The organism is Solibacillus sp. R5-41 (genome assembly GCF_002736105.1).
Lineage (GTDB): Bacteria > Bacillota > Bacilli > Bacillales_A > Planococcaceae > Solibacillus.
On record NZ_CP024123.1, the window covers coordinates 4,088,933 to 4,114,852 of the forward strand.

Consider the following 25,920-nt stretch of genomic DNA (forward strand, 5'->3'; position numbering starts at 1 on the left):
GTGTAAAGCTAACAATATCTTGCAAACGTTTCTGTTGTTGTTAATTCATCATCTTCTACAATTTACGTATCTTCTTTAATTCTAATTTCCCCAACATCTGTGATTGTTTCAGTTACTTTTTTTAGAAAAAAATTGGTGCCGAGTCTACATTTTTTAACCACCGATTTTCTAGACCATCAATTCTTTCTTTAATCCAAACATCTCCTTTGTTTTCTTTAGCAGATGTTCGATACCAAGTAATAGTTGAACCAACCACTTGAGGTGAATTATCTATTTTATTGTTAATTGGAAAGGTCAGCTGCTTTTGTTCTCCTGATTTAATATTAATTACATATAGCGCTGTAAACAAAGCTGGAACTGGTCCCTCATTCCACTTTTTATTTTCTTTTGCCCGAGCAACAATTATCTCATCCGGAGAAAACCACTCTAAATCAAGGTCAACATAACCTTTTGGTGTGTATTCTTTAGGTTTATTCTCGAATGGAATATCAGCAACTGCTGCATTTTTGTTTTCAACGTAAAATCTCCCTTCACCTGATATAAAGGCTAGTTGATTTTTTGTAGGGGACCACTTTATCCAACTTTCATTCCCAAGCATTTTTCCTATAACTTGAAAGTTGTCTCCTACTGATGAAAGTACAGATAGTGTATTGCTATCAGCGGACCAAGATGCAGTGGGTGTTAATAGGAAGCTAACCCATTTTCCATCAGGACTCCATTTGAAATATTCTGCATCAATCGCAAATAAGTCAGATGTATTTGTTTGAACGGTGTAAAAAGGTTTTATTTTATTCGAATCAAGATTTGCATCTACGGGCACCTTAAAAAGATGAACTGGTTCCCATCCAGTAGGTAGCAGATTAGATTGAGATGAAACGATAAACTCTTTTCCGTTGGGGAACCATTCAAAATCACTAACACCTAGAGATACATTTTCAAAACCTTGTGGTCGACCATTTTTTGTTTTTGTAACATTTAAGACACCACCCGAAGTGTACGCTAGTTGATTGGATGTTGGTGACCACTTATAATTACTCGTTTCAATTGAGATATATGGCAAATAGTTTTCCTTTTTCTTCAAATCATAAATAAATTGGTGTTTTCGCCATTTTTATCACCTGCTGTATACGCAATAAATTGACCATCTTTTGACCACTGTGGATTAGATACATAAGTGTTTTTTGTAAGTTGCGTTTCTTTATCGCCCTCCTTCATCCAAAGTTGATGATCTCTTATAAAGGCAGCTTTAAGTGGAACTTCAGCTGATGCACCTGTTGTAAAACTAATACTAACAAATAGTAGTAATAATAAAATCCTAATTGCCAATAAGGACACCTCCTAATTATAAGGTGTCCTTATGAAAGATATATATTCGTCCATTGAACATAACATTAGCTGGTACCACTCATCATTTTATATAAAGGGAAACATCCACTTTTTCAAACTTCCCCATTTCATTATCTTCATTGATTAATAGCGTGAACACTATTTAGTTCCACAATATAACTCGATGCCACGTTATTTTCCATGCTTAAGCGGAACACGTAGTACATCGTCGCGCTTATGGGTTGTATAATTCGAAATGAAAATGTCGAGCTCGGTCTTATCGAAATTCTCATACACATCCATATTTTTATTATTATCATCGCCAAATATCCCCAACATCGCAGGCGTTCCATACTCCCGCTCTTTACCGTCTAGATAATAGGTTTGAACGACTCCCCCGAATGTTGAGTCTGAGCTTAAGGATTCCACATAGAGGTTATTGTCCTTCATATAATAAGTCCATGAAATCGGATAACCCCCAATGTGAGTGGTTAAGTTTTGAGGTTCCGCTGATATGCCGGTCAAGCGTATCGGATTGTTGTCGCCATCAGCTTCATCGACGCGGCGCTTGGCGATAAACGTCATGGGTTGATTTACCAAACTCATCGCATCAATTCCAGTCATTTCAAAACGTAGCTCCATATTGTTAGGTTTTCCTTCTATACTCCATACACGCCCAGTTAATAGAGTCCCTCCTACATCCAGTTGATAGTCCCTATAAGGGAATGTGTAATATCTACCTCTACCTTCGATAATGAGGCGAACTTGAGTTGGTGTAACTGTCATCTCACGAATTTCCCTTTCGCCAGGCACATCAACCAGAGGGATATTTAACACTTCCTTAAATGATCCGTTTTCCAAATGTTTTTTAGACAAAGCTAAATTTAAGCTCCAGTTACCTTCAGTAGTTTCTAGTGTGTGAACATAAGTTAGCTGGAATTTGGTGCCCTCCTCACGTAAGGCGTCAGATTTGAATATTTGGCGGTTTACTTCTTCTCCTGTCGCTGTTCGAGTTCCGAAGTAAGATGTTTCTGCTTCTGTAATAGATTTATTCGTGTTATCAATAGCTTCAATGCGTACCCAACTTTTACCTACCATCTCAGGGTTTGTAAATGTTACGGTTGATCGAAGAAGCACTTTATCTTCCGGCTGTTCAAATGTTTCCATCGTTACGCTACCAATCCCGCCTTTCTGAACTTGAAACACTTGCTTATTGGGGTCGTTAGGGTCGTAGTTAATTGGCTGACTCGTATCGCCAATTAACTTAATATTCTCTATAACAAACTCAACATCAGCCGTCTTTCCTTTTGCAACCCAATCAGTCTCAAAATAACCTTGGAACATACCGAGCTCATCATTCCACTTATGTGTATATCTTCCTTCTATTAAATTACCCTTAAGATCCTTCAGCCCGATTTGTTCAAAGCTTACTTCCTTTCCAGCCCATGATGTGCCAGGTTTCAAACTATACAGTAGGACGGTTCTGTTATCGTCTAAAAATGCTGTATGCACGGTTAGCTTTATGTCGTTCTTTGTAACGGATTGCTCGATTGATTGTCCAAGTCCTTGTTCTAACGCTGTCTGAATACCCTCTCTATAAGAAAGGATGTTGGACCAGTCATAAGTTAGTGCTCCATAAACGGGTGTTGCCAATAAAGCGACAGTTAACCCCGCTATTAAGGCAAATCGTTTTCGTCTTCGAGGAACAATTACAACTGGTTTGCCTCCATTAGTCTTCAGTTCATCCTGCTGAATATCGTTCCACATTTGATCAAAATCTGGATAAGATATATTATCCGGTTCCTTCATTTCATTTTTAATCTTCTTTTCAAAGCGTTCCAAATTGATTCTCCCCCTTCAACCATGAGCTGTTATTGGATTCAAGCTTTTTGCGCAAAATTTTCAATGCCTTATGAAGCCTCGACTTCACTGTGCCTACAGGTATTTTTAAGATTTCTGCAATTTCCACCATCGATAACTCGCCAATATAGCGGAGGGTAACAACTGCCATCAACTTATCTGGAAGCTGCTTCAAAAGTTCCTCCCATTCAGCTGCAACTGTTTTCTCTAATAGGATAGTGTCTACCGATTTAACCGATGCCGTAGTCTGTTCATGGGACCATTGAATCTGCTCCTGCTTTTCACGCTGGGTTTGATTCCTTTTTAGTAAATTTAAGCAATGATTCATCGCGATGCGCATAATCCATGCCCGTGTATGCTCAACATCTTTCCAATCTTGGCGAAAAATTGTGACAAACACGTCATGGCAAATATCCTCTGCATCTTGTTTGTTCCGCAGCATGTAATAGCAGGTGCGGTATACATCTTTGTTATATGCATCGAATAATTCTCGTTCGGTCAATTCGAGGCACCCCTTTCTTCACGTTATACTTTATAAACAAATGACTCTTGGAAAAAGTTCACTTTTATTGGATATTGAGGTAGTTATTCTCAATTGTTACTGAAGTGCTTTTTGTAAACTTTGTCGTCTATGTTAAAGTAACCCGTTTAAAACACCTTAATTTTCCATTCCACTTCGTTACTTTAATAATAACTCTACACCGTCATCATTTGGATAACTTGTTCCATTTACAATCGCGACCACACACAAAATAAGACCACCCATCAGAGTGGTCTTATTTTGTATTTATGCAAATGCAATACGTTTCTTAAATAGTCGTTTCTATTTATTCTTCTTTTTAAATATAAGTATGGATAACACTGCTAGTACAATTGTTGTGACTAATATAACAAGCAAACTCGTAGTAGAAGCTAGTAATTTGCCATTCATTTCATAGACGATGCCATAGTTTATTTTATAAGCCTCTACCTGTGCATCTGGTGCCCCTGCAAAAACAGTTTGTATTGAGTTATGCATAAATGCCTCGCGTAAAAGAACAGTCGTATGACTGATTGGAAAATACATAATCAGGTTTTGTGCAAATCCAGGCAATACCCCAAAAGGAACATACACACCACAGAGAAACCCTATTACTGTTCCAACAATTGTAGTTAATGTAGAATACGCATTTTGTGAGTGAACAAATAATACGAGAAACATATTAAATGTACTTGCTAATAGGACAGATAAAATTAATATCCCTATCACTTTCACCATTTCCGTACTATTTAATAGCTGACCACCTGTTGCAACAATAAAAACTTCGCATGCAATAAAAGCTATGAATGAAAAGATAAATCCGATGAAAAAAGCATTTATTATATAACTAAGTTGAATTTTTGCTCTTGAAATAGGTGCCGTTAAAAAATCGGCTGCTGATTTAGATTCAAGATCTTGTATAGCGATTCCAAATGCACCAAGTGTCGTTGTCACCGCAATCATTGATAATAAACCCGCAACTAACCATTCATTTACCATTGTTATTGTTTCTGGAGTAGCTTTAGTCACCTGTTCAATGGAATCAACTTGCATCTTTTGTAGAAAGATACCGTATAAAGCAATCACAATGATGATAGATAATAATGAAAAGAATACTTGTGTTTTATCTCTTCGAAACATTTTATTATTCCGAGCTACTAAACTAATTAATGCTTCCATTAAACCGCATCCCCCTCATGCATAATATGAATAAATACGTCGTCCATCGTGCCTTTAATCACCTCAAATGATGCAATCAATGGTTCCATTTGTTTTAATAATGCTAAAGCATGCATGGTAGAAGTAACTCGAATCGAAAAAACACAATTTCGTACAGTAAAGGTTACCCCATTTTGTTGTAGCCACTTTTCCCCTTCAGCTATATTTTGAAAAACAATTTCTAGCTGGTCATAGGCATATTTCGTTTTTAATGCATCCGGTGTCCCTTCGGCAACAATTTCCCCATTTTTCAAAACAACAACCTGATTTGCAACGGCAGCTTCCTCCATATAATGAGTTGTTAAAAACACCGTCATATTTGTTTCCTCTTGCAATCTTTTAATGGCCTGCCAAACAAATTGACGCGTTTGAGGGTCTAACCCAGTAGTTGGCTCATCTAAAAATAATATTTTTGGGCGATGAATTAACGCTCTTGCAATATCGGCCCGTCTCTTTTGACCACCTGATAATGCACTGTATTTTTTCTGCTCAATATCATCTAACTGTAAATAGGTCGAAACAAATTGATAATTTTGCTGTAACTGAACTTTCGATAGACCATACATTTTTCCTCGATGTATAATATTTTCATAAACCGTTAATTTGTCATCTAACAAGCTTTGTTGAAAAACAACACCAATTGACTTTCGGATATTCGCTTGATTATTCTCATCTAAATCATAGTCATTAATACGAACCGTACCACTTGTTTTTTGCAATAATGTGCATAAAATTTCAATTGTAGTAGATTTGCCAGCACCGTTTGTTCCTAAAAAAGCAAAGAGCGTACCTTCTTCAACTGTAAATGAAATACCTTTTACAGCTTTATGCTGACCATATGTCTTCTGCAAATTTTCAACTTGTATAATCCTTTTCATTTCATTTCACCTCTTCTCTTTTTAATCGTTTTATTCAATTCATCTACATCTTTTTTCACTAAGTTTTGCATACCCCACCACGTACCACAATAAATGATTATTGTTATGATCAACACAACCATAATCGTCGATACATTCGATATGTCATACCAATTCCCAATAAAACCTGCTGTAAATACACAGACTAGAATTCCTAAAAAATGCAACAATAACTGCCCTATAAATGGTATTTGTTCAACCTTAAAAATTTGTGAAATTACACTAATCGCTAACCCCAACGCGATTGCGATGATGACTTCTACTATTAATTGCTGCCCATTCATTACGCCATTTGATGTGAAAATCATCGATGACATAATGATATAAGAGCAGCTTAGCGAGATGAGTACACTAATTATTACACTACGAAAAAATTGCATGTTAGTACCCCTTTCCAATTCCTAATTGTACTTTCAATTCTTTTAAATATTTTCGGCTAATATGTATCGAAACGCCATTATCTAAAAGAACTTGAGTCGTTCCAATCGTCGCTAATTGAATCGAGGTAATTTTATTCAGATTAATAAGTGTAGATTTATTCACACGAACAAAATCCTTTGCAAATTGTACTTCAAGCTCATACAATTTTTTCTTCGCCTCAAACTCCTGCTCCTCTGTTTGTAAATAGACTTTTGATCCATCCGCATAAATCGAATAAATTTCATCAATCTTGAGCATGTGGATTTCTTGTTTTAAATAACCATCAATCATCTTTGAAACCTGTGTCGATTGTAATTGCCTCATCAATTGTTCAATTTGCTCATTGTACTCTTTTACATGAATATGAATTTCAGTTTCTTCAAGCTCATTATTAATTACTAAGTGAATTTTCATCCATATATTCCTCCATTACCATAATTTTACCACATGAATTTCCTAACAATGTAAATTCAATAATAAGTGGTTACTAAAGCATAATAAGAGGTATCTTCCTTTTCATATGTGGAAATTTATGATTTCGCTTATCCAATTACTTCTAAGAATACCGCCTTGAAAATTAATTTAAAATATTGATACACTCCTTTGATCATTGCATTCTTTTCCATTAAATGAATAAACGATAAAAATTAAATAAATTAATAATAAAATTAATATTATTGATTTTTATTTAAAATAAAATAAAATATTTCAATTTACACATTCAATTATCTGCTATATAATTAAAGCAATTAGAAGGAAGGGATTTCATTATGGCATATAAAGTAATTACAAATTGTCCTGTCTGCAGTAAAACGTTGAAAATTACAAAGTTACATTGTTCGCATTGTCACACTACGATTGAAAATGAGTTTGAATTATCTAAGCTAGCATCTTTATCAAAGGATCAGCTTCATTTTGTAGAAGTATTTTTAACATGTAGAGGAAGTATTAAAGAAGTTGAAAAGGAATTAGGAATTTCGTATCCAACAGTTCGTGGTAAGCTAACAGACATCATTGAGTCCCTTGGATACGAGAAGAAGAAAAATAAAGTAGATGAGAAAAAAGTTGTAACAATGTTGGAAAATGGCGAAATCACAGCAGAAGAAGCCATTAAGCTCTTAAAAGAAGATTAGGGGGATTCGATTATGAAAGAGGAAATTACAAAAGTATTAAAAATGGTTCAAGAAGGCAAAATTGATGCTGAAACAGGATCAGAACTGATTCAAGTATTAAAAGAGAAAGAAGAAATAGGTAATAATGTACCCGAAAAATCGGATAACTATTTTGATAAAACATTAAAAATCCGTGTAGTATCAGCTGAAAATGATAATGTTGCGGTCAATTTGCCTATCAAGCTTGTCAAAGTCGTATTAATGGCTGGACATAGCATCGCTGCAAGCATTCCGCAATCGGAAAAATACGTTAAAGACTTAGACATCAACCTTATTATTGAAGCAATTGATAACGAATTAGTAGGACCAATTGTAGATGTTAAATCAGCAAACGGCGATACCGTTTCAGTCATCATTGATTAGTGGTTTCCTTATGATACATGTAAAAGTGAAATCAAAAGGCGTTCGATTTACCATCCCCATTCCATATGCCGTTTTAAACATTGCAATTTCAATTTTGTCTTCAAAACTTTTTCAGCGCAATTTAAACAAATGGACTAAAGAGTCCTTCAAAAGAAAAAAACTGGACTTTTCTTTTCCACTAATAGATAAAAAATTGCTAAAGCCTATCGTCAAAGAACTGAAAAATTATAAGGGCATCATGCTAGTAGATGTCAAAGCTCAGGACGGTACGGAGGTTAAGGTAAGACTATAATGTATCTTCACTCAGCACAATACTCCTTAAAAGTAATACATCCGCTCGCTTATTTTAATTATAGGCGAACGGATGCATCAAGATTTATTCTGAAAAGGCCTCTGAATACTGAACGATTCCTCTAACACTTTCAAGACATTTTTCAGTTAGTTCAATCGCCATAAATACTTCATCTGGAACATCAAAAGGCGCTTTTATATCCCATAGTTTCGCTTGTTTAAAACCAAATTTCGGATAATATTCGCTATGTCCTAAAACAATTACTGAATGAAAGCCCGCTTCTTCCGCCTTTTTTAAAACCTCTTTTATTAATTGGCTGCCAATTCCCTTCTTTTGATATTCCGGTAACACGGAAACTGGAGCAAGAGCCAAAGATTCAACCGCTTTTTCACCATCAACTATTTTTATTTTTGATAAAAGAATATGCCCTACAATGCTTTCGTTTTGATTTAATGCGACTAATGAAAGCTCAGGAATAAATGCTTCAGTCTTCCTAATTCGATGTACAAGTTCATGCTCTTTCTTATCACTATATTCTTCATCTAAAAATGCGCTTTTAACAACTTCTTCGGTTTTGCTATAGTCTTCAGGACGCTCTTGTCTAATTGATATTTCCATTTATAGTCTCCTATTCTTTTAGTAAAATTTTATTTCTTCAAGCCATTTCGCCTCGGCATAATTGCGTGGCCCTCAATAAATATGATCTCAGAAATTAATACTTCTAGTTTTTTTAATGCTCTAATAATTATTTGAGTATCCTACTTTTTAATCTCTTCTCATTTTAACACTAATATGGCTTTGTTACGTTCCCGGACATATCCCAAAGATTTCTATAACTAAAAATGAAATTGTAAAGCCCACTTGACATACCGCACAATGTAAAGTAAGCTTTACTTATCAACAAATGTACAGTTTACTTTACATTGAATAAGGAGGCTTTATGAAAAACAAAATTCGCGAATTAAGGAACTTGAAGAAGATTACGCAGGAAGAATTGTCTAAACAAGTTGGCGTTTCAAGGCAATCAATCATCGCAATTGAATCCGGAAAATTCAATCCATCTATAGAGCTTGCATACAACATTTCCAAGGTTTTCAACTGCACAATTGAAGAAGTGTTTCTATTCGAAGAGGAGGGAATGTAATTATGGAAATTTCTATCGGAGGTATGATTGGATTATACGGAGGCATGCTTTGTGGGCTTCTTGGATGGTGGTTCGGACGGAAAAAGGCAAGAGAAAACAGAGGTTTAGATGAGTTGTACTACCATATTTGGCAAAGGGCGAGATCTTATTCATGGTATTTGACACTATGCGCGATTTACGTTTTCTTTTCGCTCATTATGTTTGGAGTTGAATTAAGCACCGCAATGGTTCTAGGTCTTATTCTTTTAACGCACTTGGGGAGTTGGGCGATAATTGGGATAGTTTTGACAATTAACATGACCGTTTCACCATCTAAACAACTTTCCCGTGCAAAAGTTGGCTTAATTGTCGTTGCTTGTTCATTTACTTTTTTTACAACCCTCTCTATCGTGACGGGCAACTGGCTGTTTTTATTATGGAGTATTTTGCCTAATGTAGTTGTACTAACTACCACACTAATACCAGCTCGAAAGAATACCGAATAAACTTGCTGTAGATTTCAAGTAAGGTCGTACCGGTTCCCCCTTTGGATCTTATTATCTGAAGGGGATTTTTATAGTGAAAAGAATATCTGAATTGAAAGATTGATTACGAACTGTTTAGTGACAATAAAGTTATTCTCCTTGTGTTAAATGGTTATCCAAAGGCGGAAAGCATCGTATCTTTTTTATAAACATCGTGCCTTTATTTTAGCGGACAATCCTCAATTTCGGCATAAAAATAGACCTCATATTTGAACAAAGTTTGATCAAAATACGAGGTTTTACCTATTTCACAAATATTTTAATTAGAGTTAGTTCAATTATTTTTTATATAGAAGTTTTAAAATAGTTTTTGTAAATTCTTCATATGAAGAGGCATTCTTCCCCTGCTGGTTATACCACTTCCGAATCGTTTCTACCAACCAAAATGGAACTGAATTTCCATCTACTAAATGATAGTATTGCTCATATCCCTTTTTTAAATGCTCCCATCGAAAATCATTACCTGGAAGTGCATATTCAGAGACATCAATTATTTTCGCTCTGCCATTTTGTAATAAAATATTTTTCAAATGGATATCACGTGGGTTTAGTCCCTTATCCCGAGCATGTTTCCTTGCTTCCTCCACTTCATTTACAACCGTTTCTGGAATGTGAATACCTTGTAAAATGCAGTCAAAGAGCGTTTTCCCATCTTCGTAACTTAAAACGAGGAAATCGTCATATGAGGCAAAGCATGTTGGAAAGAAAGGCGAAACCCCTAGCATTTGATAAACATTTGCTTCAATTTTTACTTTGTTTACTTTGTCCTTGGCATATAATTTAAATGCATAAGCTGGGGTGGAAAGTGACTGAAAAACAGCCGCATCTGTCCCGACACCTATACACTTCAAATCATCAGGGACACCACTTATAGTTACTGGCGCGTTATTTTTATTTGACAAAACTTTTATTCTTGAAAGAGAGCCTATCACTTTATCCCAATCATTTTCCATACAAACTCTCCCTTCATTCGCGTAGAAAAAATTAAGCTACGCAATTACTATAATAGTAATTTTATTTTACTCTTGATAAAAATATGATTTCCCTATTGTTTTTTTATTTTATCACCTAATGGCTTGTTCAACTATTTTGCGCCACTAGTTTAAATATATTTCTTCACAACTTTGATAATGCTAGCCAATGAAAAAATCATCTCTCCACTAAGATTTTTTTAGGGGAAAGATGATTTTATTAAGATTATCAAAATTTATTATCAATTATTGAAAATACAACGCAAAATTCCAGTAGACCTTCCATTTACTTAAATGTAGTTAACTCTTCTGAAATATCATTTAAAAAATCTTTCTCAAACCTATATATGTGTTTACCTTCAGTAATACTTAATATTATTACGTCTGATATCATTCCATCACTTAAAGAAACCGATTTTATAGAATTAATTTTTATTTGATTCTCTAACAACGAATCAAGCGATACATTGGCTTCTATTTGAGTAAACAGGTCTTTTAATTGTGTTTGTGGAATTTCGTTTTCTGTTTTATTCATAACAGCATTTATTAGATTTAATAGGTCTTCTTCATCTAAGATTCCCTCTGTAGCAGCCAACGGTCGGTCTAAACTCTGCTTTTCTACGTATGTCTTAAAACGTCTTCAATTGGAATTAAAAAACTCGACCCATGAAAGGATCGAGCTTTTTTAATTTGCTGTAATCAATTTATTTATATGACGCATGTTGTCGAATGTCAGTACCCGACTTTGTTGTCATTCTACAATCGTTGTTCAAAGACAAAAAAGTCGGGAACTTAGAAACGCTCAAAACCGCATTCTTACGTTTTGTGAAACACTTCACGAAAAAGAAAGTCAGGAACTAGGATTTTTTCAACATGACAAAAAAGTCGGGAACTAATGAATCATATGCCCCTGAAAAATCATGGTATGGAATCCTAGCGAATTTAAAAAAATTAAATGGTGAAAATAAAATTCATTTGCTCACTTTATAAAAAAGTGAAAGACGTGGAGTAACCACGTCTTCTAATGCTATGTGCTTTTACCAGCTAGCTAAAAATAAACTCTCACTGTTACAGAACTATGCGGATACTTAAATAATTATTTCCATTAGTTTAATAATTTTAATAATTAGTATATAATTAAATTTATATAGGTTATTTTTACTATAAAGAGTAATTTCATACATATGAAAGTGGAGTATCTACTTTTGTTAATAAATTTAAATTAAAAGGAGAGATAATTATGGGTAGTTTAACCGAAGATGAAGTAATAGTATATTCACCTGTTCAACCAGAGGGAAATTCAAGAGAGGAAAATGTTGGTATCTTCATCGATTATGACAATGTGTATTGGACTTTAATGAACAATCATAAACATAATCCTAATTCTAATGAATCAGAAAAAAATATTTTTGAAAAACTATGGAATACATACGGAAGAGAAAATGTTAGAACATTTAAAGCATATGCTGATTTCGATAAGGTCGATACTAATTTAACAAGCCTCCAAAAGAAACGAGTTCAAATACGTCATGTTTATTCCAACGGAAAAGATGAAGACAAACGAAAAAATTCGTCAGATATAGAACTTAGCATTGATGTAATTGAAAGTACATATCGTGAATTAAATATCAATCGCTATGTTATTGTTACGGCTGACAGTGACATGATTCCATTAGTAAGTCGTCTTATGTATAAGGGTAAAATCGTTGATCTTTATTACTTAGAAGACGCAGTTTCCGATGGAAAAAATAACATAACAACTTATGCAAATAATTTTTATAACTTATATGATTTTTTAGGATTAAGTATCATAGAATATAAAGCAGAGGAATATGTAGATGCTGCAATTGGCATTATCTACAACTGGAGTTTAGAAACAAGAAATCAGGATTTTGCGTTAGGCTATAAAATTTTGATTAATACGTTAGAAAAGAATTTAAATGTTCCTACCAATACCACAAAAGAAATTATTTCTATTTTGGAAAAAAATAACCACATTTTAGACGAGGATAAAAAAACTTCTAAAGGAACATACAAAGGAAAGATTTTAAATCTTGAATCAGAAAAAGTTAAAGAAGTAATTTCGGAAGAACTTTCCGTCAAATAAATTTTCAGGAAATTGCTTGACTTTGAATTTAATACCCTGTATATTTATGGTAATATTAGTTGTTGGTAAAGTTGATGGGTAATAAAGTTGATTTGGTTTAGTTTGATTGGTGAAAAATTGATGGAAGAAAGAGAGGTATTTGGACCTCTCTTTCTTATTTTTTTGACCTTTTTTAAATGACATTTTAATGTTAAATTTCGTTTTTGGTTACCATAAGTGAAATATGACTTTTCACTTCACTCGAAACCCTGCTTTTTTGTCCATTTCCTAATGTTCCATGAAAAAAGTCGGTAACTAAAATTCGTAAAATAATGGAAATATGGCAATAACGTAAAAAGAAAACGGTTTAATCATAAATGTTAATATTTTATAGTGAATATATCCCTTAACTTTTCTTCAATTCTTGGTGTGATATTTGAAATGCAAATTTTCTCCAAGATTTTCGTTTTCGAAATGCCTTCTCCTTTGTCTAAACTATCTTTTACAAACCAATCAATTCGGCGAAGGTTGAAGTTTTCGTAATCTTCTAATCGACTATTTATTAATTGATTTGATAAAGGTAATTTACTTGTATATCTTTGAAAAAAGCCAATATAATTAATTTCCTTTTCGATTGCACGTTTAGTAATGCGGATGGGAGGGGAAATTGCGTATAATTTTTTAATAGTTTCGTTAATTTTTTTTACAAACTCCAGGTCAAGTTTACTCCAATCTTTCTTATCGTAAGTAGTTCGATCTCTTTTTTTCCTTGATTTAAAAGTGACTTCCACTGGTTCAGGAAAATGATTTTCGAGCCATTCTCGATCATTGTAAGATATCCATTGGTACTCTTTGGGATGTTTACCTTGAAAGAAAGAACGAGTTTGTTGCGGGTTTTCTTTAATTTTTCCCTCCCAAAATTTCCGCATTTCGTTTCGTTTCTTTTTAAAATCAATTTCATCTTCTAAATCATTTTGCCAACGCTCGTACCACGCTTTTAAGGTTTTAGAATCCACATTGAATACTCTGGAAATTGCTGAAAAATTAAAATCATACTTTGGAACAAGAAAGAGAAGTTCCTTTTTAAAAAGGCTTCCGTAATTCAAGACTCTAGAGCGATTAAATTTTTCTTCATTACTTTTTTCGGGTCCTTTTCGCATATAGGTGAATTCGCAATAAGGGCATTCAAAAATGCCTAATGGAAGCCCGTCTTTTTTATTTGTTTTAATTTCAATATCCTTTATATAAGGCTGATTATAAAAAAGACACACAGAACTTTGACAAATCCAAGGACCACACCCAAATGGTGTAAATTTTTTAATATCATCATAAAAAGCCTCTTTTAAAGAAGCACCCAACGTATAATTTAATGCCAAAATACGAATAGGATGCACAAATACCCTATAATTTTTTGATAGCAGATTAGCAATCCAATCAACTTCATTAGGATCTAATTTATTCTGTTCGATAAAGGTTTTAGGTAAAGTAGTATAGAGCTCTTTAACAAATTTTTGTCGATTGAATATAGAATTTAAATTCATCCACGATCTTTCCATAAATTTTTGCACATACCAATCGTGTACTTTTTTATGCGAGATTGCCTGAAAAGGTTGATTAAATAGGTAACATGTTTCGTTCGCTAAATAAATATAGAAATCTTTTTCATCATCAGGAATCCACTCATTTGCTATAACCTTCATGTTTTCTGTTAATGGAATAAAAATTTGCTTTCGGATTTTTGTATTTACAGGAACATCAGAAATGGAAAGATAGTTGTAATGAATATGACACATACGAACGCTAGGGAGTTGGTGCATTATATTCCAGTACCCTTCTCCATGTTTTTCTATTGATTCTTTCAAACATCTATCACAAAAACGTAGATACTTTAAATTTTCAATTGAACTTGAGGCTAAACCAATATAGTGAGATAATTTCCCCGTGATCAAAGTTTCGTTTTCAATGGATTTTGATATCTCATCAAACTTTTTGGTGGTTAAGAATGGAGTGTAGTAAAGAATACTTGAATGATTGAACAACCAATCTTTGAATGTATAAGGATGTTCGAATCGTAAGTTCCTTTGAATTTGTTGCAATTGGACTGGAAACTCTACGTTTCCAGGGTTAACCCTTTTTTCATAAAGAAAATCAATGGTGGTAGAATCTTTTAACGAACCAATACGAACATGAAATCTAGAAAGTAAACTATGAAAAGTTTCATTCTTATAAGGTGTGGGGAAAAAACTGATCATATCTTCTCCCCTTTGTTTTTTGCTGTGGAATACTCTGAAACCTTTAACGAAATAAAGCGTTTTACCTTATTTGATAATCCAGTATGTCGTAAACCTGCTTTTCTGTATATTTGCCATTCAATAATCGGTTCGCACCCATGTTTTAATTTATCAATAATAAAGTTTGCCCGCCGTATTTGAAACGATTCCATACTTTCTTGAACTTCATAAATGTAATTCATAGTTTTCGGTAGCTTATCCGCTTTTTTCTGTAATAATGATAACCTATCCATTTTCCTTCCAACAGAAGCGATTGTTATTCTTTTTAGTTTTTCAACGACCACATCCCAATTTTGAACCACTTTCATAACTTGATTTACCAATTCCATATCCCGTTTTTCCCAATCAATCCGCTGATTTGGAGGGTGATTTCTTTTCCCTTTGGGAGAAAATTCGTTAAGCCATTCCCAATCATTTCGATATAAAAAGGCGTAAACATTAGGTGCAATTTTTCGCAATTCTGTTTTTGACCTTTCAGGAAATTCCTCCTGAAGTTCTAACCATATATTTTTCCTCTCAAGCAATTGTTTGTTCAATTGCCGCAAAACAGTGTCTCCGTTCTTTTTTTCTACATTCGGAAGTTTCCACGAAACACTTAATTCCAACTCGACAGCATATTTTTTGATTGTAGCACGGTCTGCCTGCATTTCCTTCGCAATTTCTGTAAGAGAGTATTCTTCATTAACCAACTTCACAATTTTTTCTTTCCAAACATGACCGAAATCTTTAATTGTCCCAATGCGGTAACGGTCACCCTTATTTATGTCAGGTCCCCTTCTTGAAAATACAAAGCCGCATTCGCATCGGAATGTTCCTACTGGATTTCCTGTGTCGTAACACCTTGTGATCGCTAAATCTGTTATAACTGGTTTATGGGAATTTGGACATGCAACATTTAAGCATAGCCAAGGTCCTTTTCCGAAAGGATTATATTCCTCCTTATCAAAAAAATGTTCCAAATCGGTATCCAAAAACATCATGACTAGTAGGTGCCGAATTGGATGAAAAGATTTGCGGTGTTTTTGAAAAATCATCGTTAGCCAATCCGATTCCTCAAAAAATATAGGTGATTGCAATAGTTCTAAGCTGCGGTCGGAAAATTTCGAACCAAAACTTTGGTACAACTTGTCCCGTTTCAAAAAGCCATTGACGCTCGCATATCCCTGTTGCTTCAATAACTCCAAGTATTTATTTCGAATCGTATTTTCCATTGATTGGAGGTAAATGTTTTTTAGTAGAGATTCAGTTGCTTTCGCCAGCTTTATCAAAAGATGAACCTCATTTTTATTTAACCAATTAAGATTAACCTTTTTTCTTTCAATAAATGGTGAAGCGACAATATACTCATGTTGGTTTTGAATTTTCATGGAAACGATTGTTTCCTCTAGTGCCGTTTCATGTTTCGGGCAGATAAAGACACCTGGAGCCTGATGAACTCGACGCCAATACGTTTCACCATAAGCATCCATATCTTCTTTGATACAATCCCCGCATACCCAAAGGTTGTCCTTTAATTTCACATTGCTTGCTACTACTCCTATTCGAGTGTGGATGGCTCCACCCTTATTCCCCATCATAGATTGCTTAACTTGCTTTGCTTGTTTTGGAAGCAGGAAGGCAGAGTAATAAGGATACATTGTATAGTTGAAAATTAATTGTTCTGCATCCCAATAATCTCCTGTATTCCTTAAGAAGGTATTTAAATTAGCAGGTAAGCCCCAAACTGCTCTAACTGTCCTTTTTCCAAACAGTTCTTCTGTTGTCATTTTAGGACTCGTATTACCAGACCTAACATGGTACCTTGCTAGAACACTGTATAATAATTCATCAGGATATGGCGTTGGAAACCAATGCAGCATGTTCACCCTCCTCCCAGAACTCTTCTGAAGGTTGTTTAACAATATTTTTTTGGAGAAACAATTCATGAACAGATAGCTTCTTCTGTCTTGCTTCTTTCATTAGACCACCTAAATAATTTCCACTTATTTGGCTAACTTTCTTTTTCTTATTTGTGTTCTCCGTCTTTATTTCATCCTTATCAATAAGGAGTTTTACTGCTTCTTTTAGCAACGTCGGTTTTTCGACATCCTCTCCAAATTTGTTTAATACGCTCTTTACAGCACGCTCAATTTCCTTTGAATCAAAATCCATCGATAACAGTTGCAAGGTCACATCTTCTAAAAGAGATTGTTCCGCTTTCTCTCTTTTTTGTTGCTGTAATTTCTTTTGAATGCGAATTTTTTCTTGCAAGTCAACGGAAGCTTTGTATCTTTCCATTTCTTCATCTATATCAATGGGACGAATATCCTCATACTTGGCAATTTCACTTGGAATACCTGACTTCAAGGCATCTAACATTGGTTTAACTAATCTTAAACTATCATTCGCCACTTTTTTCATGATTTTCTTACTTATTTTTTCTGTGCCTGTCGAAATCGCACTGACCTGAGATAACATAAAAAGTTTGATTGCAATATCAATAATTCCCTGACTTTCTTCGTAAATAAAATCACTGAGTTCCTCAGTCAAAGGTGTGTAATTTGCCGTCCATTGATACTCCCACATTCCCTCCACAAATAACTCCCATGACATATCTTTTGGCATTTGTGACCAGACCATATCTCCTTGACCGCTTCCACGTCTTGCTTGACGAAATTCACTTTGCAAAATAGAAATCGCTTTATTGGTACCGACCATCAACACAGGAATGCCAATGGTATTTACCAACGTAACAAAAAAGTTTAGCATTTTATCCGAACCGCCACTTTTACTAAGGCTAAGGTGCTGAATTTCATCAATAATCAGCAAACCAACCCCATGAAGGCTTGCAAGGTGTGCCATTCGTTGAAGCATTAAATCTGTCGTATTTCTTGAGGCTCCGAACTTATTTAGATAGTTGGAACCTAATAGTCGGTCTAATTCAGAGAAAAAACTTATACATAATCCTTTTAACGACCCATCAAATGGGCACTCTAACTTCAGCCAACTAATTTGTGTGAAAATGAATGGTTTTCCCTTATATTCACGATGCTTAATTAATTGTGGATAAAAAGATAAAACACGTTCAATTGCGGTTGATTTTCCAATACCCGAAAGACCAATAATCGTAAATCCAGCAGCTGTCCGTTTTGCTTCTGTTTGATAGTTTTTTAAAAAGTTACCCGCTTTTATCGCTTGATAACTTTCGTGCACCCTCATGACTTCTTCTCTCTGCATTGGATTTCGGTGTAAATAACCTTGGCGAATTGCCCTTGAAATTCGTTGTTCTAAATCCAAGTGTGTTTCAAACGGTTGAAAGTATTGAAATAATCTCTGGACACAATGAAAACGGTAATTAGAGTTTAGAGCACGTTCTTTTTCATCAAACGATGGGAAAACTGATAATTGTTCGATTACTTCATCCTCCGTAAATATTGGCGGCAGTGCCTCAATTAAAGGATTAAATTCATAATCTTGTACAATTTGTTCACTATATATAGCATCTACCATTTCTTTTCCGTACAATAGTTGCCTATCATTAGTGACTAACTCTTGCATTTTTTAATTTCTCCTTTTGTTTTTGACGTAACAATTCAATCTTTGAAACGCTTTGTTGGGTCGTTGTTTCTTCTATAATCAAATCAGGTACATCCGATTGCTCAAGTCGATTTGTATCCGCCAATAAAAAGGCTTCCTCTTTCCGCTTTGCTTCTTTTTCCATTGTTCGATTATCGCGAATACCTTTAACTTTTTGATTGTTACTCATATTAACTTTTTCTCCATTTAAAGATTTCTTTGCCTTTTGGGCAATGTGTTCAATATCACTTGTTAAATCAACTTTGTGTTGAGTTTCTTCATGTGCATATTGTTGTTTCTTTAACAATTCGTAATCAAAGTAATACTCCACATCTTCCATTGTCTTATCTACATATTTCTTATGATGATCTAGTAAAGTGGCTACTTCATAACTTTTACCATCTTCACTTTGCAAATAGATCTGTGACATATTCCTAGGATCATAACAAATCGGGATTTGCCAACTCTTTTCCACTGCTTCTCCAAACCAGTTTTCTTTTAATGCCGTCTCGCTGCTAAAACGCATTCTCTTAAATTCAATACCTTTAGACGTTACTCGGGCATTTGCCGTTGGAAGCAAATGCATTTTTACGATATCTTCCGAATAAGAACGAAGTTTTCCTGAACGGTTTTTAATGCCCCAGTTCCATAATTCACGTGGAATAAGTGAGACTTCATCATGAATCATCATTTCATCTTGATTGTAATTTTTTAACCAATGGTGATTGTTATGATAAAGAACACATTTGATAATAACGCTTGTAAACTCCTCTAGCGTTAAAGTGGCATCTAATCGATAATCCCTATCCCCTCTAATTCTTACATCTGTATCTACAACACCAGGAAGGAAAGGTTTGATTCCAGTTGTATTAATGGTTCTGAAGTGTTGCTCAACTATTCCTTTCCAATCTGCTCGATATGGCGGTGTATTTTCTACCTTCATATGGAAAGCAGAGACAAGACGCTCGACATTGTAGCCTTCCAATTCCCCACGGTCAGCAAGGAGTGTCTGGGGTAGGTAATGACAAGCCCATTCTTCCTTTTCAATATCAATGCTGTATTGTTTACAATAGGAAACTTTATCACTTGCTGTATTAGCAAGTGCCATCATTGCCCCAAACCAAGAAGGTCCTTCAAGTCCTACATACAAACCAACCACCATACGGCTAAAAACATCAATCACCACATAAATAATAGGGCGACCAATAATCCAGTTTCGATTAAATGAACTAACAATATAAATATCTGCAATTGTTGCATCGATCTGATATTTCGTTCCTGGTCCATATAAATCACCAACTGAAGTGCCTAATACAGCTCGATGATCTGTTTCATATTTTCGGTTTCCTTTTCGTTTACGAAGTTTTTCTTCAGATAGATAAGTCTTCCCATACCAATATTGGAACTGTCTAAAAGTTGGGATCTGATCTTGGTCTAACAGAATGGGTTTCTTTACACCGTTATCATAACGATAATCAGCCACAAAGAAGGTTTTAAGCATTAAATCATACGTCGTGGCTAAAGGATTATTTTTAACGGTATGATAAAACCTTTTCACGCTAACTTCAAACGTTCTTTTGATTTCATCAGTGACAATAATTCCTTCTCCGATTATCGTTTCAAATTTTCTTCGTCTCCCATTTTTCTGATCTGTATAAGTTTTTTCTTTCCCTCTACCTCCAGAGTTTGTATAATCGGGTAACAATGCATTTTTCACTTTGCCTCTTTGCCAGTATTGGACCATGTACTTATAGAACAATCGTTTGCTTTTTCCTGTGTCTTCAACTGAAAAACGAACAAGCTGCCCCCTTTTATCTTTTTCATATATATCTGGCTCTTGTAAAACCATGCTTTCGATACTTTTCCATCGTTCATCTCGAAGTATTAAATTTCTTTCAGAAATTTTTTCTTCAACTTGATAGACAAAACCATACGGATCACTATCAACCAACGATAATAATTGATCAGCGAACAATTGCTCCAAATCTGATATTTTCCGTTTGATAGGTAATGCGTTTACTTTTTCAATATTAATGGTGTAGCAAATTACGTTACCTTCATCGATCCATAGAATACGCTCTAATTGTTTTTCACCAATCGCCTCTTCAAAACTAATAATGTCATTAATGACAAACATTAAATTTCTTCCTTCCTTTTTTTTAGTGGTATTTAGTTAAATACATCTTCACACCAAAGGTGAGTATGAATCTTTTGATTAATATCTACTTGCAGTTCTCGGCGTGCTATTAAGTGTTTTAAAATTTCTAATCCCATGCCGTTATCTAATTGGAATTTATTATCAAACTCTGTGACTATTTCAATAATTGAGGTGTTGTATTTTTGAATGAAAGTTTTCATTTGTTGGATATAGGTTTGAAGAGTCGAACTTGGTAAGTCTTCCATTTCAAAATAAGAGGAATGCAGCCATTCAACATTTTCGATCATGTTTTTTGGCATTTCTTTTTCCGTGATGATTCCCCAATCAACCCCTCGATCAGCCCAATAGGACCTTTCAATTTCAAATTTCTCAATAGTTCGTTCGTTTTCCAATTCCTTTGATGGTTTTATCGTCCTTGCAACATGAGTAAAACCGTTTGAATTAGATAACGTAATGAGAAAATCGGTTGTCATTACGATAGGATTTTGCGATTTTGGATCTGTCGGATGTTTAAAGCCTTTATTTTCAGCGATGAATAACGTATCTTCTCGTGTGAGTGGATATTGTTCTCTTATATCAACGACATTTCGATTCCACTCCAATACATAAAAGTAATCGCGTTCTAATTTGGATAGGAAGTGGTGTATTCTTTTGGTTTTCCATCCTTTGCTTCTTGTCACTAAACCACTTGACGGAAAATCTTGAATGGTAATCCAAGGCTTATAATTCTCACCTGTTCCCTGACCACGACCTTCCTTCTCCATTTCAGCAATTTTCTTTTCTGTTAATTCTGTTCTCCTCTTTGCCATTGGTATCTCTCCCTTGCTCTAAGTTGTCTGTACCTATCATAAACAGGTGATTCCTTACTTTCATGCTGTAAAATTTTCTAGCTCAAAAACGTAAAAAAGTAGAAAAAGAAATCATTACAAATCTTTTTATAACTTTTATTTATCGGAAATATTTTTTTATTTCAATTAACGTAAATCATAATTTACTTTATGTATTTATTCTTAACTAAAAATGTAAATTATAAACTACATAAATTTATTTTTCTCCATACAAAAAGGACCTAGATTATTCATTAATGGGTTCGGTTGATGGGGAGAAAACATTAAATAGCAGTATATTTAGGGACACAATTCGCAAATGAATTGGTGTCCCTCTTTTTGTTGTTATATCAGCACTTAAGGTAATTTAGCACCCAAATTAGCACATCAATTAGCATACACTTTGAAGAGACCACATAAATTTATGTGGTGTTGTTAAAACTAGTGCTAAAAAAGGTGCGAACTTATTACAACTTTTGTTTTACATTTAAATCAAATGGAACAATGGAAACACCCGCACAACGATTGGGAATTACAGATAAAATATTTGATTTAAAAGATATAATTTATCTAAGGTAGTTCGCTTAATAGAAGCGAACTTATTTTTTGAAGGATAATAGGTAATTTATGTTAAATCAACTATATAGGTGTCTCGTCAAATTAATGGGATTTACAACGTTAAGCACTTAATGTTAACAGATGATGCTTTTTGAAGGTTTTTAATCTATGTATCAAGATACTTTCAAACTTAAATTAAATTGAATATTCACGAAAATTATAGTACAGTATATGATATATACAATTATTGGAAGGGGGATGTTAATGAAAAAGAAATTAAGTATATTTTTACTATTAACAATATTAGTCTGTGGTATTTTTTCATTTTCAAATAGTTCTTATGCGGTGACACAAGTGAAAGAATTAAAAGACGACTATCATTCTACGGAGGTTCAAACTGAAACAATTTTAGATTTTCAAGGTATTTCCTACTTAACTACGAAAGAATATTTACACACACCTTCTGGATTACCTATTTATAAAACTGAAGTATATTATGCCGATTTCCATGAGGTAAAACAACAACCCGAATTCTTCGAATTTACAAAAGATGTTGAAGGGCATTTGTATAAAGGCACTTTAGAATTATATCAAGCCGAAATGGAAGACGATGGTAGATGGAAAGCTATGTATAGCGGAGTGATCTCTACGGAGGTTCAAACTGAAACAATTTTAGATTTTCAAGGTATTTCCTACTTAACTACGAAAGAATATTTACACACACCTTCTGGATTACCTATTTATAAAACTGAAGTATATTATGCCGATTTTCATGAAGTAAAACAACAACCCGAATTCTTCGAATTTACAAAAGATGTTGAAGGGCATTTGTATAAAGGCACTCTAGAATTATATCAAGCCGAAATGGAAGACGATGGTAGATGGAAAGCTATGTATAGCGGAGTGATCTCTAAAGTCGAATCGTCTAACGAATAACAGTTACATTCTATAATAAATTTATATAAGATGTATTCGGCATAATTTTACCGTTGTTTTCGCATTTTTCTAACGAGACACCAATTAGAGTAAAATATTGCATCAAAAAACGCTCAGACTTTTCTGAGCGTTTTTAATTGCCATTTATATAGAGAATTTACTGTTTAAATATATGCTAATTAGAGTGTCATTTACATTGTTTTTAACGCTTTTCTCCCCATCAACCGAACCCGTTAATTATTCATCTAAGTCCTTCTGTATTGTTAGAAAGTTATTAACAGCATGTATATTATGTTGAAGTATTTCTTTATTTTCATTTGCACAGTATTTCAATACATTCATAAACAAGGATTTGATATCTTTTATTAATACATCATCTATTAAATCAATCTTTATCCCCTTTGGTAAGGGTTGATCTTGAGTCGAAATCATTAACAAATCTCTCCAAGTACGAGCGACGGTCATTTCACCATGAAGAATGGCTTTTAACCCACCCTGTACAGCGAGATCATCAAACGTGAATAAATAGGCTTCCAAATATTTAATGGATATTTTCTCTATTTTATTTTCAACAAAATTCTCCACTTGTATTTTTAATTGAGAGAGTTTTATTTCGATACTAAATTTATATTTCAGGTTTTTTCTTAATTTATTTAAGAAGTCAACATACTGTTCATCAGTCATGGCTTTTATTGTTTTTCTGATATTTTCAATATACAAAATTCATCCCCCTCTTAATGAAATCTTTTATTCTTTCATTATTCTACTAACTAAGAGAGAATTCCTTCTACAAAACTACCGATGATAAATTGATTATTGTCGATCACTTTATTGCACCGTAACACCCGTTAGTACAATATGTTCAATAAAAAAGGACCATCAAAAATGATGGTCCTATTTAAACTAACGCCCCGTTAGTGAAAAAAGCACCTACTTACCAATCTGGTCCATCATCACTATCAGCCACTTTAAGGTTAAATGCATTTGAATCTAAATTATTCTTTTTAACTATTTCAAAGAAAATTGATTTTACCACTTCTTGTTCGGATTCAGTAGCGTTTTTATTGTTTAAGATATATTTCACTTGAACATCATCCACAGAATTTGCCATAACCAACGTCTGAAATCTAAAACCTTTTTTCACTAATTCATCATTTACTTGTTTAATGATTCCACTATCTCCGTAGATGAAATTTTCAATCTCCGTCAATTTTTTTTCATTTTCTGCTTGTTGCTGTGCACTTATCGTAGGTGGAACTTCGGATATATCTCCTTTTGATGAGGAGTTATTGATAAATAGAAAGGTTATAACAAATAAAATTAGAATGGTCCCAATTAAAATGACTTTACTCTTTTTCAGTTAGTACACTCCTTCTTTAATTTGAGTATATGCCTGTATAGGAGTTCTAAAACCACTTAATACGGTTATCTGCCCCGTTAGTTCAACAAGAAAAAGCTAACCTGCCTCGTTAGTTCAATAATTTATTATTTCTCATGAACTTTTACATAAACACTTCCAAATAGTCTATCTCCAATATAAGCATCTAACTTCCACATTCCACTTTTGGGTAATGACATGTGAGATGGCATGTGTTTGTCTGCCCCATTATTTGCACTGCTTAGTCCCCCACCAGTCACATAGATTTCTTCATCATCATTTTCATGTGTGGCAACAACTTTTAGTTCTCCTTCCAACTCTTGTTCTTCACCCCAAAAATGCCACATGTACTTTTGGACTTTATCAGGATAAAACCTATCAACTTCAGCATCATTGTAGAGAAAACCTAAGCGTCCTTCTTCACCAATCATTGTGTAACTGCCTGATTCAAAAAGTGGACTTTCCTTCCAATTGTGTTGAATAACTTCTTCTTTTTTCTCAATTGACTCTTCGTCATTACAGCCCGCAATTACTAACGATAAAATTACTGCGAAGATTAAAATTAATCTTTTTTTGAACATAAACACACCCCCGTCTTTTTATGTTTATTCCCACTAAACTTCAAATATCATTTATTGAACTAAACTGCCAGTTACTTGAGTAACTTTTCTTATATACTACTTCGATGCCTTTACCGATACATCTGCCTCTTTAACTAAACTGATGCTTTAGTTCAATAAGAAAAAATGCTTTACTCCTTCTTGAAGTAAAGCACTCGTTAGCTTAATAAAAATAAAAATGAAATATTTGCTTGAGATAAGTTAATCATTTCTGAACAAAATAAACATTAAGGGTGGTGTGAAAATGAAAAAAATTATTATAGTTCCTTCTTTTTTACTGTTACTTCTAATGCCAGCAATATTAACTTATGCTGAACCAGATTATTATCAGCCTGCTAAAGAGTCTAAAGAAGAACTCATGATGGACTTGTTTTTTTCACTACTTTTACCAAATGTTCAAGAGGCAGTTTCTAATTACTATTCAGATTATCTTACCACAAGTCCTTTGGTGTATCCGTACCAAATAAAAATTTTAAAGATGGAAAGAACAAATGGATATCGGGGTTTTCTGTTTTTAGTAACCATTGAAGTCACTCCAGTTGTTGGTCCGCATATTGAAGTTGGAAAAGACCAATTAACATTTTCTATTTCGGCAGGTAGTGGGGTCAGTCTTAAAAATTTTAAGCATATAGAAACCTACAAACTTCCTCCGAATTGGCAAGACATCATAAAGAAAAAGTAAATGATTGTATGGTTTGAATCTTTTATAGTTCCCATTTTTGCTTTAATAAATACAGTCAATTTGTACAACTAACCTGCTCCGTTAGTTGAAAAAAACATCCTT

Annotated in this window: 25 protein-coding genes and 1 pseudogene; 8 read left to right on the top strand and 18 right to left on the bottom strand. The window is 34.0% G+C overall.

Going from position 1 to position 25,920, the window contains the following annotated elements; genetic code table 11:
* Nucleotides 1–121: 121 nt before the first annotated feature.
* The 7 genes and pseudogenes from CSE16_RS20205 to CSE16_RS20235 form a co-directional block, all read right to left on the bottom strand.
* Nucleotides 122–1,326, bottom strand: a pseudogene (locus CSE16_RS20205) (translocation protein TolB).
* Nucleotides 1,327–1,518: 192 nt separating this feature from the next.
* Nucleotides 1,519–3,168 (bottom strand): DUF4179 domain-containing protein, encoded by a 1,650-nt coding sequence (locus CSE16_RS20210; RefSeq protein WP_099425529.1) that lies wholly within the window; start codon nt 3,166–3,168, stop codon nt 1,519–1,521.
* Entirely contained in the window at nt 3,155–3,688 is a 534-nt protein-coding gene (locus CSE16_RS20215) for an RNA polymerase sigma factor (protein WP_099425530.1), read from the bottom strand. The genes CSE16_RS20210 and CSE16_RS20215 overlap by 14 nt, the downstream gene beginning before the upstream one ends.
* A gap of 321 nt (nt 3,689–4,009) precedes the next feature.
* Complete coding sequence (locus CSE16_RS20220) at nt 4,010–4,885, bottom strand: ABC transporter permease (RefSeq protein WP_099425531.1); 876 nt, start codon at nt 4,883–4,885, stop codon at nt 4,010–4,012.
* Nucleotides 4,885–5,802 (bottom strand): ABC transporter ATP-binding protein, encoded by a 918-nt coding sequence (locus CSE16_RS20225; protein ID WP_099425532.1) that lies wholly within the window; start codon nt 5,800–5,802, stop codon nt 4,885–4,887. The genes CSE16_RS20220 and CSE16_RS20225 overlap by 1 nt, the downstream gene beginning before the upstream one ends.
* Nucleotides 5,799–6,221: a DUF3021 domain-containing protein gene (locus tag CSE16_RS20230; protein ID WP_099425533.1), complete on the bottom strand. Its 423-nt coding sequence runs from the start codon at nt 6,219–6,221 to the stop codon at nt 5,799–5,801. The genes CSE16_RS20225 and CSE16_RS20230 overlap by 4 nt, the downstream gene beginning before the upstream one ends.
* Nucleotide 6,222: 1 nt before the next feature.
* Nucleotides 6,223–6,675 (bottom strand): LytTR family DNA-binding domain-containing protein, encoded by a 453-nt coding sequence (locus tag CSE16_RS20235; RefSeq protein WP_099425534.1) that lies wholly within the window; start codon nt 6,673–6,675, stop codon nt 6,223–6,225.
* Between the two features lie 356 nt (nt 6,676–7,031).
* Here CSE16_RS20235 and CSE16_RS20240 point away from each other — a divergent pair, with 356 nt between their 5' ends.
* From CSE16_RS20240 to CSE16_RS20250, 3 genes are read left to right on the top strand one after another with little or no spacing between them, the layout of a single operon-like run.
* Entirely contained in the window at nt 7,032–7,394 is a 363-nt protein-coding gene (locus CSE16_RS20240) for a DUF2089 domain-containing protein (RefSeq protein WP_099425535.1), read from the top strand.
* A gap of 12 nt (nt 7,395–7,406) precedes the next feature.
* Nucleotides 7,407–7,796 (top strand): SHOCT-like domain-containing protein, encoded by a 390-nt coding sequence (locus CSE16_RS20245; protein WP_099425536.1) that lies wholly within the window; start codon nt 7,407–7,409, stop codon nt 7,794–7,796.
* Between the two features lie 10 nt (nt 7,797–7,806).
* Nucleotides 7,807–8,088 carry a hypothetical protein gene (locus CSE16_RS20250; protein WP_099425537.1) on the top strand — a complete coding sequence of 94 codons (282 nt, stop codon included), beginning with the start codon at nt 7,807–7,809 and terminating at the stop codon, nt 8,086–8,088.
* 84 nt (nt 8,089–8,172) lie between these two features.
* Here the strand turns inward: CSE16_RS20250 and CSE16_RS20255 are convergent, their stop codons facing one another.
* Complete coding sequence (locus CSE16_RS20255) at nt 8,173–8,706, bottom strand: GNAT family N-acetyltransferase (protein WP_099425538.1); 534 nt, start codon at nt 8,704–8,706, stop codon at nt 8,173–8,175.
* Between the two features lie 322 nt (nt 8,707–9,028).
* Here CSE16_RS20255 and CSE16_RS20260 point away from each other — a divergent pair, with 322 nt between their 5' ends.
* On the top strand, nt 9,029–9,232 hold the full coding sequence (locus CSE16_RS20260) for a helix-turn-helix transcriptional regulator (protein ID WP_099425539.1): 204 nt from the start codon (nt 9,029–9,031) through the stop codon (nt 9,230–9,232).
* Between the two features lie 2 nt (nt 9,233–9,234).
* Entirely contained in the window at nt 9,235–9,717 is a 483-nt protein-coding gene (locus CSE16_RS20265; protein ID WP_099425540.1) for a hypothetical protein, read from the top strand.
* A gap of 317 nt (nt 9,718–10,034) precedes the next feature.
* Here CSE16_RS20265 and CSE16_RS20270 read toward each other — a convergent pair whose 3' ends face one another.
* Together CSE16_RS20270 and CSE16_RS20275 are read right to left on the bottom strand one after the other, a co-directional pair.
* Entirely contained in the window at nt 10,035–10,709 is a 675-nt protein-coding gene (locus CSE16_RS20270) for a serine/threonine protein kinase (RefSeq protein ID WP_099425541.1), read from the bottom strand.
* A gap of 304 nt (nt 10,710–11,013) precedes the next feature.
* Entirely contained in the window at nt 11,014–11,322 is a 309-nt protein-coding gene (locus tag CSE16_RS20275) for a hypothetical protein (RefSeq protein ID WP_099425542.1), read from the bottom strand.
* A 645-nt stretch (nt 11,323–11,967) separates the two neighbouring features.
* On the opposite strand from CSE16_RS20275, the gene CSE16_RS20280 reads away from it, so the two are divergent.
* Nucleotides 11,968–12,834, top strand: coding sequence for an NYN domain-containing protein (locus CSE16_RS20280; protein WP_099425543.1), 867 nt, complete (start codon nt 11,968–11,970; stop codon nt 12,832–12,834).
* A gap of 359 nt (nt 12,835–13,193) precedes the next feature.
* Here the strand turns inward: CSE16_RS20280 and CSE16_RS20285 are convergent, their stop codons facing one another.
* The 5 genes from CSE16_RS20285 to CSE16_RS20305 are packed head-to-tail and all read right to left on the bottom strand — an operon-like array spanning nt 13,194 to nt 21,626.
* Entirely contained in the window at nt 13,194–15,065 is a 1,872-nt protein-coding gene (locus CSE16_RS20285; protein WP_099425544.1) for a TnsD family Tn7-like transposition protein, read from the bottom strand.
* Entirely contained in the window at nt 15,062–17,029 is a 1,968-nt protein-coding gene (locus CSE16_RS20290) for a TnsD family Tn7-like transposition protein (protein WP_099425545.1), read from the bottom strand. The genes CSE16_RS20285 and CSE16_RS20290 overlap by 4 nt, the downstream gene beginning before the upstream one ends.
* The gene (locus CSE16_RS20295; RefSeq protein WP_253896128.1) at nt 16,932–18,608 is read right to left on the bottom strand and encodes an AAA family ATPase; all 1,677 of its coding nucleotides are present in this window, start codon (nt 18,606–18,608) and stop codon (nt 16,932–16,934) included. The genes CSE16_RS20290 and CSE16_RS20295 overlap by 98 nt, the downstream gene beginning before the upstream one ends.
* 13 nt (nt 18,609–18,621) lie before the next feature.
* Nucleotides 18,622–20,796, bottom strand: coding sequence for a Mu transposase C-terminal domain-containing protein (locus CSE16_RS20300; RefSeq protein WP_099425547.1), 2,175 nt, complete (start codon nt 20,794–20,796; stop codon nt 18,622–18,624).
* A gap of 32 nt (nt 20,797–20,828) precedes the next feature.
* Complete coding sequence (locus tag CSE16_RS20305; RefSeq protein WP_099425548.1) at nt 20,829–21,626, bottom strand: TnsA endonuclease N-terminal domain-containing protein; 798 nt, start codon at nt 21,624–21,626, stop codon at nt 20,829–20,831.
* An 840-nt stretch (nt 21,627–22,466) separates the two neighbouring features.
* Between CSE16_RS20305 and CSE16_RS20310 the strand changes: the two genes are divergently transcribed.
* Nucleotides 22,467–23,138 (top strand): hypothetical protein, encoded by a 672-nt coding sequence (locus tag CSE16_RS20310; protein ID WP_099425549.1) that lies wholly within the window; start codon nt 22,467–22,469, stop codon nt 23,136–23,138.
* A gap of 237 nt (nt 23,139–23,375) precedes the next feature.
* On the opposite strand, the gene CSE16_RS20315 is transcribed toward CSE16_RS20310, so the two are convergent.
* From CSE16_RS20315 to CSE16_RS20325, 3 genes are all read right to left on the bottom strand, one after another.
* The gene (locus tag CSE16_RS20315; protein ID WP_099425550.1) at nt 23,376–23,858 is read right to left on the bottom strand and encodes a hypothetical protein; all 483 of its coding nucleotides are present in this window, start codon (nt 23,856–23,858) and stop codon (nt 23,376–23,378) included.
* Between the two features lie 214 nt (nt 23,859–24,072).
* Nucleotides 24,073–24,348 carry a hypothetical protein gene (locus CSE16_RS20320; protein ID WP_099425551.1) on the bottom strand — a complete coding sequence of 92 codons (276 nt, stop codon included), beginning with the start codon at nt 24,346–24,348 and terminating at the stop codon, nt 24,073–24,075.
* Between the two features lie 275 nt (nt 24,349–24,623).
* On the bottom strand, nt 24,624–25,097 hold the full coding sequence (locus CSE16_RS20325; protein WP_099425552.1) for a hypothetical protein: 474 nt from the start codon (nt 25,095–25,097) through the stop codon (nt 24,624–24,626).
* 283 nt (nt 25,098–25,380) lie between these two features.
* On the opposite strand from CSE16_RS20325, the gene CSE16_RS20330 reads away from it, so the two are divergent.
* Nucleotides 25,381–25,818 carry a DUF3888 domain-containing protein gene (locus CSE16_RS20330; protein ID WP_099425553.1) on the top strand — a complete coding sequence of 146 codons (438 nt, stop codon included), beginning with the start codon at nt 25,381–25,383 and terminating at the stop codon, nt 25,816–25,818.
* Nucleotides 25,819–25,920: the final 102 nt, after the last annotated feature.